This is a genomic window from Metasolibacillus meyeri (genome assembly GCF_003049505.1).
GTDB classification, from domain to species: domain Bacteria; phylum Bacillota; class Bacilli; order Bacillales_A; family Planococcaceae; genus Metasolibacillus; species Metasolibacillus meyeri.
In genome coordinates this window covers 21,439-38,947 of record NZ_PYWN01000099.1, presented here as the reverse complement: position 1 = coordinate 38,947, position 17,509 = coordinate 21,439, and the positions used below count along the sequence as shown (strand labels likewise).

The following is a 17,509-nucleotide window of genomic DNA, read 5'->3' as shown; positions in this document are numbered from 1 at the left end:
AGATGTGTATAAGAGACAGTATTTATCCTTTTTTTCGTTAAATTGAGGTAAGTTTTGCTCGATTTCGCTGATAGATTTCTGTAAACCCTCAATTTCTTGTTTTAATAGAGCAGTTTCAGGCTCAATTTGCTGTTTGAAGCTTGTAAATGATTGAGATAATTCTTTTATTATTTGTGGGATATTGTTTTTTACTTCATTTGATAAATTAGTAAAAGATTGCATAACGCCTTGAGCTTGGGCATTGACATCATCTATTTGTCCTTTTGTATTCGCTGAGAAGTTTGTAATATTTGCTCGCAGTTCCTTGCCTGATTGTGGAGTGGAGAAAACAGTCGCAATTGCCCCACCGATAATTCCTGCAGTTAATCCAATTAAAAATGGTTTCGCCTTCATAAAAGCATCTCTCCTTTAATAAGTTCATATTCTATATTAAACCATTACATATATGGATTATACAAACGATAGAAGCATAACAAAAAGGAGTTATCTCTAGTTAGAGACAACTCCTTAAATTTAAGCGTGTGAAATCGCTGTTTTGAAACTTGAACGCTTTAATAATTTACTAACAATCGGGAAAATAATAGCGAACGCAATTGTATTTAAAGCAGTTGCTGGTAATACAACTGTTACAAATAAAGCGAAAAAATTAATCGGTATTTCTGTTAATAACAAGGCCATTGTTAAAAATGTTGAACCAGAAATAATTGTACCAATCGCGACTAAACTAATTGTCACAGCTACTTTTTGCGCTACATGACGTAAAACGAACACGATGATTAAAAATAAAAAGCCTGTTACTGCTTTATCAATAATATTTGGTACGAAGCCACCTGGGAATGTTGAAAACAGTCCAGAAAGTATGCCAGTGGCAAGCGATAATAAAAATGTTTCCTTAAATGTTGGGAATAATAGAATACCAATAAACATCATTGTCAGCATAAAGTCTGGCTTCATACCACCATTAATGCCTGGGATAATCACATAAAGCGTAGCACCAATCCCAACTAAAAGTGCCATTAATACTAAATTCTTTGTATTCATTTGTCTCGTCTCCTCTAAGCTCATCTAATTTGGTGTTTTCCTAATATGCGCTCATTGCTATTAGCGAAAACTTATATTGATTGTACGGATAAGTGCGTGAAAAAGCAACTAAAACTTTTATCCCGCATTCATGGACAGTAATGTTTTATGTGCCGAAAGCGATAAGAAAAGGTGGGAGATAAACTGTCCATAAAAACTGGTTGGTGAAGGCTAACAATCCGTAGGGATGGGAAAAACCCCACTGATTGAAGTTTCACTTTATAAGAATGATTGAATTGCTTCTGCTGCCTCTGTTAATTCCTCACGTGAAGGCTGTGATGTTGTCCAAACTAGGCGCAGGCCATCCGTTTCATCATAGCGGGGGATGAAATGCAGATGGTAATGAAAGACGGTTTGTCCAGCAGCGGCACCATTGTTATTTACCGTGTTTAAGCCGGCAGGGTTGAATGCTGCTTGAATCGCCTTTGCTACTTTTGGTGCTGCCGCATATAACTGGCTTGCTACCTCTTCAGGCATTTCAAATAAATCGCGGCAATGTGTTTTCGGAATTAATAAAGTATGTCCCTTTGTTAATGGCATAATATCCATAAAGGCATAGACATGCTCGTCTTCGTATACTTTTGTACTTGGGATAGAGCCATCGATAATTTTACAAAATAAGCACTCACTCATTGTTCAACACTCCTTCATAAAAAATGTACATACATTTTAGCATATATTGACTGCTTGTTCTGCTTATTTTTGTTAAACTAAAAAAAGAGATGGGAGTGACATTTGATGACAATTTTGCAAGTGACAAATGTAACAGGCGGTTATACGCGCAAGCCTGTTATTAAAAATTTATCGTTTACAATTGAAAAAGGAGAATTAGTTGGCTTAATTGGACTAAATGGAGCAGGGAAAAGTACGACAATTAAACATATTATCGGTACGCTTTTACCACATGAAGGTGAAATACGTTTAAATGGCGTAACGTTAAAGGAAAATATAGAGGCATACCGAACATCTTTTTCCTATATTCCAGAAACGCCAATTTTATATGATGAGCTCACGTTAAAAGAACATTTGGCACTTACAGCCATGGCTTATGGATTAGACGAAAAAACATTAAAGGAACGTTCTGAATATTTACTGAAGGAATTTAGAATGGAGAAGCGTTTAAATTGGTTTCCAGCGCATTTTTCAAAAGGAATGCGCCAGAAGGTCATGATTATGAGTGCCTTTTTAATTAATCCGAGCCTTTATATTATTGATGAGCCTTTTGTTGGATTAGATCCACTTGGCATTCAATCACTTTTAGAGCAAATGGATACGAAGAAACGAGAGGGCGCTTCAATTTTAATGTCGACACATATTTTATCAACGGCTGAAAAATATTGTGACCGCATTATATTACTGCATGAAGGTCATGTGCGTGCACAAGGAACGATGGATGATTTACGAGCAGCCTTCAATATGCCAAATGCGAGCTTGGATGATTTATACATTGCGATGACTAAGGAGCAGGACAATGAACAACATGCATAATATATGGAAGATGCGCTTCGGGCATTATGTCAATGAAGTGCAGAAATATATGCGCTTTATGGTCACAGGGCATATTGCGATTGTTTTCGTCTTCGTCGCAGGAGCGGCAGGCTATCAATATAGCGAATGGTTAAAGGTAGTCCCAACGAACTTTCCTGCTGAATGGCTAGTTGCTCTGGCTGTTGGGATATTGCTCGCATTTAGTCGCCCGACAACGCTTATTCGAGAGCCTGACCAAGTGTATTTATTGCCGTTAGAAACGCAGATGCCTGTTTATTTTAAAAAGGCAGTCAACTGGACGTTTTGGTCGCAGCTGATCATACCTGTTGTTGTCTATATCGTTGCCATCCCACTATTAAATACGGTAACGGCGTTATCATCATGGCAAATTTGGCTAGGATTAGCCTTCGTTATTGCTTTAAAGTATTTGAATGTGACAATCGAATTTAATTACCGCTTTGCTAATCGTGGGCACGCCATTGCAGTAGATCGTTTAGCGCGTGGGATATTGTCTATTTTAGCGATTGAAACGGCACTAACAGCTAGTATCTATGTAGCTGCTATTTATTTAGTATTGTTATTTGCTTATAAAATGTCGTTGCAAAAACGTGCTGTGGTACAACCTGTACCATACGAGCATTTTGTACGCTTAGAGCAAAATCGCATGTTGCGTTTTTACCGTTTTGCGAACTATTTTACAGATGTGCCTCATTTGCGTGGGACGATTCGCCATCGCGCATGGTTAGATGGCGTGTATAAATGGATCCCGTTTGCTAAGAAAAATACACAGCTGTATTTAGTATGGCGCACATTTATTCGCACGGATGATCATTTTTATTTGTGGGTGCGTTTAACAGCGATTGCCGCAGTTATTACAGCGTTCGTTGATATTGCGATTGTAGCGTGGATTGTTGTAGCTGCACTTGCCTTTGCGACAACGCTACAGCTAAAGGTTGCTCTGTTATCGAATGGTGAGTTTCGTATGGATATGCTGTTTCCAGTTGCACCAACACAACGCCTCCAAGCAGTTGAAAAGCTACTGCGTATTACCAGTATGGTGCAAGCGGTAGTTGTAACACTTTGTGCGCTGATGCAGCCGTATTTTTATGTGATTCCGGTTATTATTGTGATTGTGAGTGAGCTGACATTGCGGTTGTCGAAGAAATAGGGGAACGTAGAATAAACTTCAAAAAACGTAGAATAAAACTGAAAAGGCACGAGTTTGGCAAAATAAACTCGTGTCTTTTTCTTATGAGCTGTTATCCCTCATCCACTGGCGCACTATATTTCGTTACATAGCTTTTACCGCTAAAAATATTTTGAGTAGGTGATGTAGCAGGGCGTTCGCTATGAGCCTTTTTAAATGCTTGCGACGATTGCCATGCTTCGAAGGATGCTGGTCCAGCCCATTGTGTTAGTACGATATACGTATCGGAGTCTAATGGACGTAATAATCTAAATGCAATAAAGCCAGGCTCTTGCTCGATGGCCCCTGCACGATTTAAAAAGCGATGCTCAAAAACTGGGCGCCCTTCATCCGTAACAGGAATGTTATTCATCACAAAATATCCTTTTTGCTGCAAATCGCCTACCGCATCTAACACTTCATATTTGCGGGGTACAGCAAAAGAAGATTTTTTCTTATCATTTTCTTCTAGCAAGATGGTATTGCCCTCACCATGCATAATAAAAATGGATTCATTCGCATGCTGTGCACGAACCTTCTCCATATAATCGGCTGTGCCAGATGTTAAATAAATGTACATATTTCTTCGCCTCCTATTTACATTCTTACCTTCATTTAAAGCTATTGAAACGATATTTGTCAAAACAATGGTTATAGAAACAACATTTTTATGACATTTTAATAAGAAAACTATACAATAGGTTGTGGACAGCTTACTATTGATAATGGGTATCAATGAATTCAATCAAATTTAAAGCAAGTACACTGAGGGGAGTAGAATTTAAGTAATATGAAAACGATCAATGACACACTGCTGAGAGCAGCACGCGGTGAACGTACGGAGCATACACCTGTATGGTATATGCGACAAGCTGGACGTTCACAACCTGAATATCGAGAAATTAAAGAGAAGTATTCACTTGAAGAAATTACAATGCAACCAGAGCTATGTGCTTATGTAACGCGTTTACCAGTCGAGCAGTACGATGTGGATGCAGCCATTCTTTATAAAGATATTGTGACACCACTACCAGGAATGGGTGTTGACGTGAAAATTAAAGCAGGAATTGGTCCTGTTATTTCCAATCCAATTCGTTCAGTGCAAGATGTAGAAAAGCTAAGAGATTTTAATGCTGAGGAGCATACACCTTATGTGTTAGAAACGATTAAAATGCTAACGCAAGAGCAATTAAACGTGCCGCTAATTGGCTTTGGTGGTGCACCGTTTACGCTAGCTAGCTATATGATTGAAGGCGGCCCTTCACGCAATTATGCGAAAACAAAATCCTTTATGGTGTCAGAACCTCAAGCGTGGTTTGCTTTAATGGACAAGCTTGCGGATATGATTATCGTTGATATTACAGCACAAGTTAACGCAGGTGCGAAAGCGATTCAAATTTTCGATTCATGGGTAGGTGCGTTAAATGTTGCAGATTATCGCATTTACATTAAGCCTGTGATGACGCGCATTTTCAGTGAGCTACGCAAATTAAATGTACCGTTGATTCAATTCGGTGTAGGAGCAAGTCATTTAGTGAACGAATGGCATGATTTACCGATTGATGTTGTAGGCTTAGATTGGCGTCTATCGATTCAAGAAGCACGCGCAAAAGGGATTACGAAGCCTGTGCAAGGGAATTTAGATCCAACAATGCTTTTAGCGAGCTGGGATGTACTTGAAGCACGTGCAAAAGAAATTATTGACCAAGGGCTTGAAACACCTGGACATATTTTCAATTTAGGTCATGGGGTATTCCCAGACGTAGACCCTGCTGTATTGAAGCGCTTGACAACATTTATTCATGAATATAGCCGCGAACAAATTGCAAAGCGCGGATAAGCAAATTTAGATGAGGTGACAACATTGAAACAAGTACGAGGATTGTTAGTAATGGCATATGGTACGCCATACAAGGAAGAGGATATTGAGCGTTATTATACGCATATTCGTCATGGTCGTAAGCCTGCTCAAGAGGATATTGATGATTTAGCAGAACGTTATCGTGCAATCGGTGGTCTTTCACCACTAGCAAAAATGACAGAGGCACAGGCAAATGCACTATGCGCACGTTTAAATGAAGTACAAGACGAAGTAGAATATAAAGTATTTATTGGCTTAAAGCATATCGAGCCATTCGTAGAGGATGCCGTTGCAGCAATGGTTAAGGAAGGCATCACAGAGGCTGTGTCGATTGTATTAGCGCCACACTTCTCAACATTCTCGATTAAATCATACAACGGACGTGCACAGGAAGAGGCAGAAAAGCTTGGTGGTACGCTGAAAATTAAGTCTGTGGAAGCTTGGTATGACGAGCCGAAATTTATCGAGTACTGGCAACAAGCTGTTGATGGTGAGTTAGCAAAAATGTCAGAGGAAGAGCGAGCAAACTGTTGTTTAATCGTTTCTAATCACTCTTTACCTGAAAAAATTAAGCTTGCTGGTGATCCATACGAGGATCAATTAATTGAAACAGCTCGCTTAATTAAAGAAGCATCAACAATTGAAAACATTGCAGTAGGCTGGCAATCAGAAGGGAAAACGCCAGAGCCTTGGTTAGGACCTGATGTGCAAGATTTAACGCGCGATCTATTTAATGAGCATGGCTACAAAGCATTCATTTATGCACCCGTAGGATTTGTAACAGAGCATTTAGAAGTGCTGTATGATAATGATTTTGAGTGTAAGGTTGTATGTGATGAATTAGGTGTAGGCTATTATCGACCAGCAATGCCAAGCACACACCCATTATTTGTTGATGCAATGGTAGACGCAATTTATAAAAAATTAGTATAAATTCCTTTGATAAGGTAAAAATTCACTAACTATATCTGTGGATTTTTACCTTATATATTCAATTCTAGTGTGGCTGCTATTATGGTAGGTATCACTATTTAGAAACCAACTATTGGATTAGTGAAAGTTAGCGATCGGCTAGAGGGTCTTTCGCTGATTGAAGTTTCACTTTATCTTGATTCAGCAGGAGTTTGCATAGCTGTGTAAGCATTCATCTTGAATCTTCTTCTGAATCAAGATAAAGGATTATCACATGCGATACTTATAATAAGAGAGTGATGAGAGTGACAAGTAGAAAAAAACGGAGGATTGTTGTTGTTGGTGGAGGCATCACTGGATTATCCGCAGCCTTTTATTTGCAGCAAGAAGCGAAAAAAAATCATTTACCTATAGAAATTATACTGATTGAAGCATCACTGCGTCTTGGAGGAAAAATTCAAACATTGCGTAAAGATGGTTTTATAATTGAGCGAGGTCCCGAATCATTTTTCGATCAATCTGGAAGTGTACGTAACTTAGCTGCTAATTTAGGAATTGAAGATGAAATCGTTCACCATAATACGGGACAAACATATGTCGCAGTAGGTGGAGAGCTTTATCCTATTCCAAGTGGTATTTTACTAGGAGGAGCACCTCAAGTATCTTCATTTATAACATCTGGTTTAATTTCGCTTACAGGTAAAATTCGAGCAATTGGCGATTTATTATTACCTAAATCACCTGAAAAAGAAGATGAACCAATTGGCGATTTTTTTAGACGTCGATTTGGCAAAGAAGTAGTTGAAAATTTAGTTGAACCATTATTAGCTGGGACATTTGCTGGTGATATAGACCATTTAAGTATACAAGCAATGTTTCCACAGTTTTTTCAATTGGAAAAGGAACATCGCAGTTTACTACTAGGTTTAAAGAAAAATGGCAAGCATTTGTATCCACATATTATTGGCGAGCAGGCTTATTATGAAACGTTTCAAAATGGCTTAGAAACCTTAGTGGAAGCGTTAGAAAAGCAAATTGCAGCATGTACCATTTTAAAAGGTGTCCGCGTAGAGGCAATCGATCAAGAAGCGGACGGCTCTATGTCGATTCATGTTAACAACGGTGACCCAATACAGGCAGATGCTGTTATCATGACATCACCCTTTAATGTGACGAAGGAAGCATTTAAAGCGCATGATTTAATGCAGGATTTGCCCAATATGAGCTATGCAACAATTGCTACTGTCACGATGGCATTTAAACGTGAGCAAATTGAAAAGTACAAAGAGGCGATGAGCTTTTTCGTTTCAAGAAATAGCGATTTTGTTATTACTTCCTGTACGTGGAGCAACAGAAAATGGGATAATGTAGCACCAGACGATTGCGATTTATTGCGTGTTTATATCGGGCGAGTTGGCGATGAGGCAGTTGTAGAGCTTTCGGATACGAACATTGAAAAAACAGTGTTACAAGATTTATCCCGTTTATTAGGCATACAGGATCAGCCGCTTTTTACTGTTGTGACACGCTGGAAGCAAGGAATGCCACAATATACAGTAGGACATGAAAAACGCCTTCATACGATGCAAGAGGAATTAATGCAGCAATTTCCTTATGTTCAAATAGCAGGTAGCTCCTATGAAGGAATAAGCGTGCCTGAATGTGTTGCACAAGGAAAAGACGTCGCACAAAATATACTTGCAAAACTATTTGAATACGACAAATAACGATGGGACTGTCTAAAAAGACACGTCCCTTTTTTGAATTCAGTGAATTCAACTTGAGTCAGCAATGTTTTCTGTGTGAAAACAGGCCATGGTTGGGCGATTTTCATCATCCGCTGGGCGAATCACTACTTTTGAACTAGGTAATTCAAAAGAGCACAGTTTGGATGAGCATATATAAATACTATTTTTCATAAGTTACTTTGAAACATGATGATTTCATAGGCAGTTGCAATATACTTCAAGATGTTATGGAGGGAACTATGGAAAAAAACGCTTTTATTTCAAGAGGGCTTTTTATTGCTTGGGCAATGTTTATTTTACTATTACTATTTTTGATCGCACCAATTGTAAATAATATAACTTCTTTTAGCGCAATGACAGCATCTTTTTTCAGTTTAAATACGATATTTTTAAGTATTTTAATAGAGGCTCTTCCCTTTGTCTTGATAGGGGTATTAATTGCGGGATTTATTCAAATATTTTTAACGGAAGAGCATCTTCGAAAATGGATTCCTAAAAACAAATTTCTGTCTGTTATTATGGGCTGTTTTGTAGGCGCATTGTTTCCTGCTTGTGAATGTGGCATTGTGCCAATCGTGAGAAGGCTTATTACAAAAGGGGTGCCACTACCTGCTGCCATCGGATTTATGCTGACAGGCCCCCTGATTAATCCTATCGTTATTATTTCAACATATATGGCTTTCGGCAACAATTGGGAAATAGCGGGATATCGAATGGTTCTTGGCTTTATCATTGCAATCGTGATAGCGCTACTTGTTAGCTTGTTTTTTAAAGGAAATCAATTTAAGAAGGGAATTGTACAGGCTCAGGATGTTGTCAAAACGAACAAAGAGCCTTTGTTAAGAAAAATGCACAATATGTTAAAACATGCAGTAGACGAGTTCTTTGATATGGGGAAGTATTTAATTATTGGTGCATTTTTAGCGGCTTTTGTACAAACTTATATGTCTACAAAGGCGTTGGTGTCAATTGGAGATGACTTATCCTCCTCGTTGTTGGTGATGATGGGGCTAGCATTTATTCTTTCGCTTTGTTCTGAAGCAGACGCATTTATAGGCGCTTCATTTAGTTCAATATTTCCTACGCCAGCCATTCTGTCATTTTTAATTTTCGGTCCTATGATTGATTTAAAAAATACAATTATGCTATTAAGTATATTTAAAGTTAAATTTGTCGTATGGCTATTCATTTTTATTAGCGCTATCGTTTATTTTAGCTTATTTTTATTGGCAGATATAATATAGGGAGGGACAACGTGAAATTTCATTACCAACAAACGTTTAGAGCCTGCATTTTGTTGGCATTTTCCACGATGCTTTTTAGTTTACATTGGACTGGAGAAATAAAGAAATTAATTAACCCTAAATACGATCATTTGAGCATAGCTGCTGCGCTATTGTTTCTCCTTTTGTTTTTAGTGCAAATGACTCGAATCGTTTCATTTACTCATAAAAGAGAACAACATTGTCAGCATTGCTGCTCCTCGCATGACCATGGAACCTCAGCTTTCACAACCAGAAAATTCCTTTCATATACAATTATTATTATACCAATACTGACAGGCTTCCTTATGCCAGCTCAAATATTAGGCTCTACAATAGCTGATAAAAAGGGTGGCATTATGATGCTGACAAAGCAGCAGCAAGCTAAAATAGAGGATTATGTTACTTCGAATAATACGGCTGTTGAAAATATATACGATCACGAACCTGATCCAGTATTAATAGACGGGAGAAAGGAAATGAAGGAAAATGAATATGAGCTTTTAAGAGCAGAGCTTGCAAAAAAAGAAAAAGTTAATATGACGGATGAAGACTATATTATTTATTACGATGAAATTAATAATAATATAGCACAATATATAGGTAGAAGAATCCAATTAAAAGGCTTTGTGTTAAGAGAGGAAGAGTTTGCTGAAAATCAACTTGTTTTATCAAGGTTTTTTATTACACATTGTATTGCAGATGCAAATATAGTAGGCTTTCTTTCCGACTTCCCAGAGGTCATTACCCTTGAAGAAGATACATGGCTTGAAGCAATTGGCACAATCGATATAACCGAATTTAACGGTGCATATTTACCTGTCATTAAAGTAGAACAGTGGGCAAAAATTCAAGAGCCCGAAACACCTTATTTATATCCAATTGATGTTTTTATTACGTCATAAGCTCTAAGAGTTGTCTGAAAAGTGGCCTAACGCACCACTTTTCAGACAACGATGTGCTTTTAGTTTGAAATATTATTCAGCAAAGTGATTATCTTTTTGAAATGTTAAAAACACTAGATTTAACACCTTTGCCTTCACTTTTAAAATGAATAAGTAAAACTAGATTTTTCGTTGTTCAGAGGGATTTTCAGCTTTAAAAACGCAAGAAATCAATGTTCTTAAAATTGATTTCTTGCGTTTTTAAAGTTTAAATAAAATAGCACTACTTTCTAAATAAACATTTTTTGTTCATAAATTTACCGCAAGTTTTTCATTATTATTTCACAATTATCCAGTACGATAGAGTGGGAGGGTTAATGATGAAGTATAAAATGGTATATATCATTGTTTTTGTATCGTTATTAGTAGGATGTACGAATGAACGCTTCCAAAGTATTAACACACATCAATCATTTGTTGCATCGATGAATATTGTGGAGCCCTCGCTTACTTTTTATAATCGCGAAGGTGAGCTGATTGCAGATTGGACGTTTGAAAAAGCGTATACGGGTGCAATCTTACTTCAACAAGATCGCGTTCTATTATATGGGCATCAATTAGCAGAGGCTGATATTTACGAGCTATCTTCAGGAAAAAAGCTCGATACACTCGACACAGGGATTGGCACGACAAATGCCTATTATGCTGAAAATGAGCAGTTGATTTTTTTAACGAATAGTCGCACGAATAAATTAATGCGCTACAATTTATATGGTGAACCAGATGGTGAGCTGGCGTTACGCAATTATCCGATGTCGATGATTGCGCATAAAGGTCTATTATATATTGTTAATTATAAAGATACTTCGCTATCGGTCGTTTCCATGCAAGATCTAGCATTACAAGCTGAGTGGCCTATTGAAAAATCCTCACATGGCTTAGCTATTATTGATGATACGCTATTAATTGGTGGGCATGGCGAAGGAATGCGTCCAAATGAGACGGTGAAGCTACTCGATTTAGCATCTGGTGAAGTGCTTTCGACATGGTCGATGCCATTGATGCCCATTGGCTTTGCGCAAAGTGAAAATGAGCTAGCCATTGTTAGCCATGGAAGCAATATGCTTTATGTAGCAGAGCCTACAGGCAAGATAAAATGGCAATTAGAAATAGGCGCAAACCCATTTGCTGTGGCGTATTTTAATGAGCATGTTGTCGTTGCAGGCTATGATGACCATACATTATATTTTATACAGCAAGGTCAAATCGATCAGACGATTCCAGTAGATAGAGGGCCGTTTCAATTGCTTGTAAGGGGGGATTCCTAAATGACAACTGTATTAATTGTAGATGATGAGCGAGATATGAGAAATTTATTGGAAGTCATTTTACGCAAGGAAAATATACGAACGATGACAGCAGCGAACGGCTATGAGGCATATGAGCAACTAAGTAAACGCTCGGTTGACCTTATATTATTAGATGTGATGATGCCTGAAATTGATGGTTTCACCGTTTGTAAGACGATTCGCCAAACGTCTAATGTGCCGATTATTTTTTTAACAGCTAAAGACGCGAATGAGGATAAAGTAAATGGCTTAACAATTGGTGGGGATGATTATATCGTCAAACCCTTTACTGCAAATGAAGTCATTGCAAGAATTTTTGCTGTATTAAGGCGTACAGAGACAGCGGGTGTACAACCAGTACAAAAGCTGTTGATGCATGGTGTTATTAAAATAGATGAGGTGTCAAGAAAGGTATTTGTGCAAGATGTACCCGTACCGCTTACCTTAAAGGAATATGAAATTCTCCATTTATTTATACAAAATCCGAATATCGTTTATTCGCGTGAACAATTACTTGAGTGTATTTGGGATATGGATTATGTAGGTGGTACACGCACAGTTGACACGCATATTAAAACGCTACGCTTAAAGCTTGGGAAGCAATTGAAGGAAGCAAGTGAATATATTCAAACGGTTTGGGGGATCGGCTATCGATTCGGAGAACCGTTATGAAAAAGCTAACGACGAAAATTTGGCTATTAATGTGTAGCTTACTTGTTGCGACAATTGCTTTTATGTATATTTTGTCAAACTTCATTTATGAAGAGTTATATGTTTCTGACATGGAGCAGTCGATGATTGAGGTGGGAGAAAAGCTACAAACAATGTATCGTGGTGGGAAAGTGGACGATGCATTAATTGCTCGTGTTGAAGATTTTAATGCATATTCACATTTTCAAATATTTGCGGTGCGCAATCCACGTGAATTAAGTGCTTGTGTACCGTTTGACATAGATTATGATGCGCTGATAGGACCTGTTGAGCGCGAACAATTGCTAAAAGGACAAACGGTGACAAAGGTAGGCTATGAAAAGCGCTTTGACCGTCCAATTATTTCTGTTATTTTACCATTTACTGAGTACAATCGCTTAGAGGGCATTATTTATGTCTACTATCCCCTAACGAAAATTAGTGAGCTAGCTACGACAGATGTTGGCTTATTAATTGGTGGAGCTGCTTTATTTTCGCTGTTTGTAGCCTTTTTCATCGCACAGGGATTGCGGCGTATTATGCGACCACTTCATGACGTACAACGGGCAGCAGAAAAAATGTCTGAAGGGCATTATGAAGCAAGGGTAAATGTAGCGTCTAAAGATGAAGTAGGGCAGCTAGCTGAAGCTTTTAATCAAATGGCGCAGGCAATTCAGCAGGAGGACGAGCAACAAAAGACATTTTTAGCAACGGTTTCACATGAGTTAAGAACACCTATTAGCTATGTTAAAGGCTATAGTGAGGCAATTGGGCAAAACTATATGACAGAGGACGAGCAACTTGAGGCAATCCAGCTTATTGCGAGAGAGGCCGGTCGTATGGAGCGTTTAACGAATGAGCTACTGCAGTTAGCCCGTACAACGCAGGAGCAGGAAGAGCTTGAGCTTTATCCAATTGCTCTTGCAGAAACAGTGCGCGAGGTGACTGCCATTTTATATGGTGCAGCACAAATGAAGCAAATTGAAATAAATGAAATGCTAGATGAAGAACTAATTGTTTTAGGTGATGAGGAAAAACTAAAGCAAATTCTCATTAATATTTTAGAAAACGCGCTTCGTTATTCTTCAACTGAATCAAAAGTGCAAATTACAACAGTAGCTGAAGAGCAGCATGCAATCATTGCAATAAAGGATACAGGCATCGGTATACCAGCGGAAGATTTACCTCACATAACAGAGCGTTTTTATCGCGTAAATAAGGCAAGGAGTCGCTCGGATGGTGGCAGTGGCTTAGGTTTATCCATTGTTGAACAGTTAGTGAAACTACATAAAGGGCAACTAACAATAGAAAGTGAATTAGGAAAAGGCACATATGTATATGTGAAAATACCATTAATGGAGGAATAAATAATGAAAAAGTGGTTGTTAAGTTTAGTAGCAGTACCAATGATTTTAACAGGTTGTAACGATGAGCCAGAAGTGGATACGATGGATAGCGGCGTGATGCCACAGGAAATCGTCGTTGAAATTCAAACACCAGAAGAGGTAGCAGTTAATGAGGAAATCGACTTAGTTGCTTATGTTACACAAGGCGAAGAAGCAGTTGATGATGCAAGTGTTCAGTTTGAAGTATGGGAATCTGGGCTAAAAGGCGAAGGGCATATGATTGATGGTCAGTTAGATAAAGACGGTGTGTACAAAGCGACGTTCACATTCGACCATGACGGGGTTTATTATATGTTTGCACATACAACAGCGCGCAGCTTACACGTTATGCCAAAGCAACAAATCATTGCAGGAAACCCAGATATGAGCAAGGTGCTTGAGGACAAAAGTGATAATTCAATGAATCATGGTGACCATGGGGAAGATGAAGAAGATGAGGATAATCATGGGCATGGTCATTAATAGTATATAAAAAATTAAAAATATCGAGCGAAGCATAACAGAAATCAACTGTGTTTCTAGCTCTTAATATAAAAATAATTTTTGTTTGCAAAAAAATCTGTATAAATGCTTGCAATTTTTTTAGAGGCATGTATAATAATGACCAGATGACCGAAATGGTTTTCTGGTCATTTTGCTTTTAAGGCTATTCTTTATGAAAAAGGGGGGAAATAAATTGGATCGTAGGCAGGAAATTTTAGAGGCGGCAACAAAGTCATTTTCTTTATTTGGCTATAAAGGAACAACAATGGAGCAAGTAGCTAAAATTGCAAATGTCGGAAAAGGGACGATTTATACATTTTTCTCTAATAAAGAAGAAATTTTAAAGGAAGTTGTACTGTCGCTCATTAAAGAAATGAAAGTAGCGATGGATTCGACCATTGATGCGAATAAGTCGTTTACGGAAAACGGTCATAGCGTATTAATGAAAATGCTGGAATTTAGAGAGCGCCATGTCCTTTTTGCAAAATTAATTGAAGAAGAAAAGGAACTGCGTACGCCAGCAGTTAAGCAAATGCTTCAGGATATTGAAGATGAGGGAATCTCTTATATTGCTAGTCGCATTGACATCGGCATTAGCAAAGGTGAGGTGCATGATTGTAATGCGCCACTTGTTGCGTATTTATTGTTTAAATCTTATTTAGCATTTGTTGTAGATTGGCAGCAAATACATGATGAGCCGATGGGTGAAGAGCAAATTTTAGACATCTTTAAGCAAACGATTTTTAGAGGCTTACAAAAGCAATAAGAAAATCAGTTTTCGATTGAGAGAACTTGATTTTTTATTGGCCTAAAATGACCGAATGACGTTTTTGGTCAATTCGTATGAAAGAGAAAGGTGATAACAGTGTTTAAATCGGAATGGTTGCAAATTTTTAAGACACGTAAAATGTTCGTTTCCATTGTCGCAGTACTATTTATACCTGTGCTCTACAGCGGCATGTTTTTATGGGCGTTTTGGAATCCATACGCACAATTAACGAACTTACCAGTTGCGATTGTCAATGAAGATACGGGTGCAACATTTGAAGGAGAAACGATGCAGCTTGGTGAGGAGCTGACCGATAAGCTTGTCTCCAGTGAGCAATTTAAGTTTGAAGAAATCGCAGCAGAGGATGCGGAGCAACAATTGCAGGAACGCAATTATTATATGTTAATTCGCATTCCAGAAAATTTCTCACAGCATGCAACAACATTGCTTGATGAACAGCCTTCGAAATTAGTGATGGATTATATACCGAATGAAGGCTTTAACTTTTTAAGTGCTCAAATCGGTGAAACAGCAATGGAAAAAATTAAAATTGAAGTCAATTCACAAGTATCGAAAACATATGCTGAAAAATTATTTACTTCTATTACAAAGCTAGGCGATGGCTTTGCAGAGGCTGCTGATGGTGCATCTAAATTAGATGAAGGTGCACAAAAATTAGTAGATGGTGCTGGGGACTTACAAGGTTATTTAGAGCAATTAGCATCAAGTACAATTGAATTAGCTGATGGCACAAGCGAGTTAAAGCAAGGTGCACAAAAAGCAGCAACAGGCGCAACAAGCTTAGCTGAGGGTGTAACAAAGCTAGAGCAAGGTAGCTCGCAATTAGCACAAGGTGCAGGCGAATTATCCACAGGTGCAAAGCAATTAGCACAAGGTATTAACAATTACACTGATGGTGCAGCGAAAGTGGCTGAAGGGCAAAATACATTAGTAGAAAAACAACAGTCATTTAATGAGGGGTTAAGCTCTTTAACGCAAAGCACAACTGATTTGCAAGCAGGTGCAAGCCAGCTAAATGAAAGTGCAACAAAATTAAATGCAGGTATTGGCTCATTATCAGAGCAAATGCAGCAAATTTTAGCAACACTTCCTGAGGAGCAGGCGGCAAGCTTACAAGCAACATTAACGCAATTAAATGAAGGCAGTACACAATTAGCTGGTGGTTTAAATAATTTAACAACAAGCACAGGCTCATTACAGCAAGGTGCAGCTCAACTAAATGAGAGCAGTGGTCAATTGCTTGCAGCGCAACAACAAATTGGTGCAGGCGCAAACGATTTAGTGGCAAATAGTGAAGCTTTGCGTGGCGGTATTCAAAATATTGTAGGTGGTAACGCAACAATCGCTGAAAAATTAAATGAATTAACGCAAGGTGCGCAAGCGGCACAAGCAGGTGCAAATGAATTAGCTACAGGCTTAAATACGCTAGTGACAGGTTCAGGTAAATTAAATGATGGTACATCGTTGCTTGCTGAAAAATCTGGTGAGCTAGCTGAAGGTTCTACAACTTTAGCAGATGGCACAAAAGAGCTAGCTGAAGGTACAGAAACATTAACATCAAAATTACAAGAAGCAAGCGAAGAAGCTAAAATAGATTCAGGCGATGCAAATTACGAAATGGTCGCACAGCCTGTCGATGTAGATAAAACCGTTGTCAACCACGTACCAAACTATGGTACAGGATTTGCACCATACTTTATTTCATTAGGATTATTCGTAGGGGCATTATTAATTTCGATTGTCTTCCCATTTGTTGAGCCAGCAAAACGCCCAACAAGCCCTGTCGCATGGTTCTTTAGTAAAGTATCTGTTTTAGCAGTCGTTGGTATTATCCAATCAGCTATTACAATCGCAATCGTTGTTGGTATTTTAGGACTTCAAGTAGAAAGCCTACCTTGGTTTATGCTAACAACCGTATTAACAAGCTTCACATTCTTAGCAATTATTCAAATGCTTGTATCAATTATGGGTGATCCAGGACGCTTTGTTGCTATCCTTATTTTAATCATCCAGTTAACGACAAGCGCGGGTACGTTCCCATTAGAATTAGTGCCAATGCCATTACGTGCATTCAACCCGTTCTTCCCAATGACGTACTCAGTGCAAGCATTCAAGGTCGCAATTTCTACTGGCGATAATGCATTCTTAGGCTTTAACTTCGCCGTATTAGCGGGCTTTACACTTGTAAGCTTAGCGATTACACTTGGCTACTTCGCATTAATCTTTACGCGTCGTTATTCAAAGCAAGCGGCATAATGGAGAGAGTTGTCCGAAAAAAATTCGGGCGACTCTTTTTTAGTTTGGTTGAGCGAATATAAGTGTCTTGCGGGCGAATTTCGAAGTTTAACGAGCGAATTTTGCTCTTCAATG

General features: G+C 38.4%; 17 protein-coding genes. 13 read left to right on the top strand and 4 right to left on the bottom strand.

Going from position 1 to position 17,509, the window contains the following annotated elements; all coding sequences use genetic code 11:
* The 3 genes from C9J34_RS14880 to C9J34_RS14870 form a co-directional block, all read right to left on the bottom strand.
* A partial coding sequence (locus tag C9J34_RS14880; protein WP_107840966.1) for a YtxH domain-containing protein occupies window positions 1–393 on the bottom strand: 393 nt, incomplete at its 3' end.
* Window positions 394–513: 120 nt separating this feature from the next.
* On the bottom strand, window positions 514–1,041 hold the full coding sequence (locus tag C9J34_RS14875) for a tryptophan transporter (protein ID WP_107840965.1): 528 nt from the start codon (window positions 1,039–1,041) through the stop codon (window positions 514–516).
* Between the two features lie 258 nt (window positions 1,042–1,299).
* Window positions 1,300–1,713, bottom strand: coding sequence for an HIT family protein (locus C9J34_RS14870; RefSeq protein WP_107840964.1), 414 nt, complete (start codon window positions 1,711–1,713; stop codon window positions 1,300–1,302).
* Between the two features lie 105 nt (window positions 1,714–1,818).
* On the opposite strand from C9J34_RS14870, the gene C9J34_RS14865 reads away from it, so the two are divergent.
* Both C9J34_RS14865 and C9J34_RS14860 read left to right on the top strand, forming a co-directional pair.
* Window positions 1,819–2,568 carry an ABC transporter ATP-binding protein gene (locus C9J34_RS14865; protein WP_107840963.1) on the top strand — a complete coding sequence of 250 codons (750 nt, stop codon included), beginning with the start codon at window positions 1,819–1,821 and terminating at the stop codon, window positions 2,566–2,568.
* Entirely contained in the window at window positions 2,552–3,736 is a 1,185-nt protein-coding gene (locus tag C9J34_RS14860) for an ABC transporter permease (RefSeq protein WP_107840962.1), read from the top strand. Before C9J34_RS14865 ends, C9J34_RS14860 begins: the two co-directional genes overlap by 17 nt.
* A 91-nt stretch (window positions 3,737–3,827) precedes the next feature.
* Here the strand turns inward: C9J34_RS14860 and C9J34_RS14855 are convergent, their stop codons facing one another.
* A complete protein-coding gene (locus C9J34_RS14855) occupies window positions 3,828–4,334 on the bottom strand; it encodes an antibiotic biosynthesis monooxygenase family protein (RefSeq protein ID WP_107840961.1) in 507 nt (168 codons plus the stop codon).
* A gap of 210 nt (window positions 4,335–4,544) precedes the next feature.
* On the opposite strand from C9J34_RS14855, the gene hemE reads away from it, so the two are divergent.
* The 11 genes from hemE to C9J34_RS14800 all read left to right on the top strand — a co-directional run bounded on the left by hemE (window position 4,545) and on the right by C9J34_RS14800 (window position 17,395).
* Entirely contained in the window at window positions 4,545–5,594 is a 1,050-nt protein-coding gene (hemE, locus tag C9J34_RS14850; protein ID WP_107840960.1) for a uroporphyrinogen decarboxylase, read from the top strand.
* Window positions 5,595–5,618: 24 nt separating this feature from the next.
* Window positions 5,619–6,548 (top strand): ferrochelatase, encoded by a 930-nt coding sequence (gene hemH / locus C9J34_RS14845; RefSeq protein WP_107840959.1) that lies wholly within the window; start codon window positions 5,619–5,621, stop codon window positions 6,546–6,548.
* A gap of 278 nt (window positions 6,549–6,826) precedes the next feature.
* On the top strand, window positions 6,827–8,254 hold the full coding sequence (gene hemY / locus C9J34_RS14840) for a protoporphyrinogen oxidase (RefSeq protein ID WP_107840958.1): 1,428 nt from the start codon (window positions 6,827–6,829) through the stop codon (window positions 8,252–8,254).
* A 308-nt stretch (window positions 8,255–8,562) separates the two neighbouring features.
* Complete coding sequence (locus C9J34_RS14835) at window positions 8,563–9,519, top strand: permease (protein ID WP_420799133.1); 957 nt, start codon at window positions 8,563–8,565, stop codon at window positions 9,517–9,519.
* Window positions 9,520–9,530: 11 nt separating this feature from the next.
* Window positions 9,531–10,442: a TIGR03943 family putative permease subunit gene (locus tag C9J34_RS14830; protein WP_107840956.1), complete on the top strand. Its 912-nt coding sequence runs from the start codon at window positions 9,531–9,533 to the stop codon at window positions 10,440–10,442.
* A gap of 359 nt (window positions 10,443–10,801) precedes the next feature.
* Window positions 10,802–11,749 carry a YncE family protein gene (locus C9J34_RS14825; RefSeq protein WP_107840955.1) on the top strand — a complete coding sequence of 316 codons (948 nt, stop codon included), beginning with the start codon at window positions 10,802–10,804 and terminating at the stop codon, window positions 11,747–11,749.
* On the top strand, window positions 11,750–12,442 hold the full coding sequence (locus C9J34_RS14820) for a response regulator transcription factor (RefSeq protein WP_107840954.1): 693 nt from the start codon (window positions 11,750–11,752) through the stop codon (window positions 12,440–12,442).
* Window positions 12,439–13,827: a sensor histidine kinase gene (locus tag C9J34_RS14815; protein WP_107840953.1), complete on the top strand. Its 1,389-nt coding sequence runs from the start codon at window positions 12,439–12,441 to the stop codon at window positions 13,825–13,827. The genes C9J34_RS14820 and C9J34_RS14815 overlap by 4 nt, the downstream gene beginning before the upstream one ends.
* Window positions 13,828–13,830: 3 nt before the next feature.
* The gene (locus C9J34_RS14810) at window positions 13,831–14,328 is read left to right on the top strand and encodes a FixH family protein (RefSeq protein WP_107840952.1); all 498 of its coding nucleotides are present in this window, start codon (window positions 13,831–13,833) and stop codon (window positions 14,326–14,328) included.
* Window positions 14,329–14,542: 214 nt separating this feature from the next.
* A complete protein-coding gene (locus tag C9J34_RS14805) occupies window positions 14,543–15,115 on the top strand; it encodes a TetR/AcrR family transcriptional regulator (RefSeq protein ID WP_107840951.1) in 573 nt (190 codons plus the stop codon).
* A 99-nt stretch (window positions 15,116–15,214) separates the two neighbouring features.
* On the top strand, window positions 15,215–17,395 hold the full coding sequence (locus tag C9J34_RS14800) for a YhgE/Pip domain-containing protein (RefSeq protein ID WP_107840950.1): 2,181 nt from the start codon (window positions 15,215–15,217) through the stop codon (window positions 17,393–17,395).
* Window positions 17,396–17,509: the final 114 nt, after the last annotated feature.

What these genes read in the sequence shown, in the direction of transcription:
- hemE (WP_107840960.1), top strand. Translation starts at nt 4,545, where the DNA reads ATGAAAACGATCAATGACACACTGCTGAGAGCAGCACGCGGTGAACGT.
- C9J34_RS14865 (WP_107840963.1), top strand. Translation starts at nt 1,819, where the DNA reads ATGACAATTTTGCAAGTGACAAATGTAACAGGCGGTTATACGCGCAAG.
- C9J34_RS14835 (WP_420799133.1), top strand. Translation starts at nt 8,563, where the DNA reads ATGTTTATTTTACTATTACTATTTTTGATCGCACCAATTGTAAATAAT.
- C9J34_RS14855 (WP_107840961.1), bottom strand. Translation starts at nt 4,334, where the DNA reads ATGTACATTTATTTAACATCTGGCACAGCCGATTATATGGAGAAGGTT.
- hemY (WP_107840958.1), top strand. Translation starts at nt 6,827, where the DNA reads ATGAGAGTGACAAGTAGAAAAAAACGGAGGATTGTTGTTGTTGGTGGA.
- C9J34_RS14870 (WP_107840964.1), bottom strand. Translation starts at nt 1,713, where the DNA reads ATGAGTGAGTGCTTATTTTGTAAAATTATCGATGGCTCTATCCCAAGT.
- C9J34_RS14810 (WP_107840952.1), top strand. Translation starts at nt 13,831, where the DNA reads ATGAAAAAGTGGTTGTTAAGTTTAGTAGCAGTACCAATGATTTTAACA.
- C9J34_RS14820 (WP_107840954.1), top strand. Translation starts at nt 11,750, where the DNA reads ATGACAACTGTATTAATTGTAGATGATGAGCGAGATATGAGAAATTTA.
- C9J34_RS14815 (WP_107840953.1), top strand. Translation starts at nt 12,439, where the DNA reads ATGAAAAAGCTAACGACGAAAATTTGGCTATTAATGTGTAGCTTACTT.
- C9J34_RS14875 (WP_107840965.1), bottom strand. Translation starts at nt 1,041, where the DNA reads ATGAATACAAAGAATTTAGTATTAATGGCACTTTTAGTTGGGATTGGT.
- C9J34_RS14860 (WP_107840962.1), top strand. Translation starts at nt 2,552, where the DNA reads ATGAACAACATGCATAATATATGGAAGATGCGCTTCGGGCATTATGTC.
- C9J34_RS14825 (WP_107840955.1), top strand. Translation starts at nt 10,802, where the DNA reads ATGAAGTATAAAATGGTATATATCATTGTTTTTGTATCGTTATTAGTA.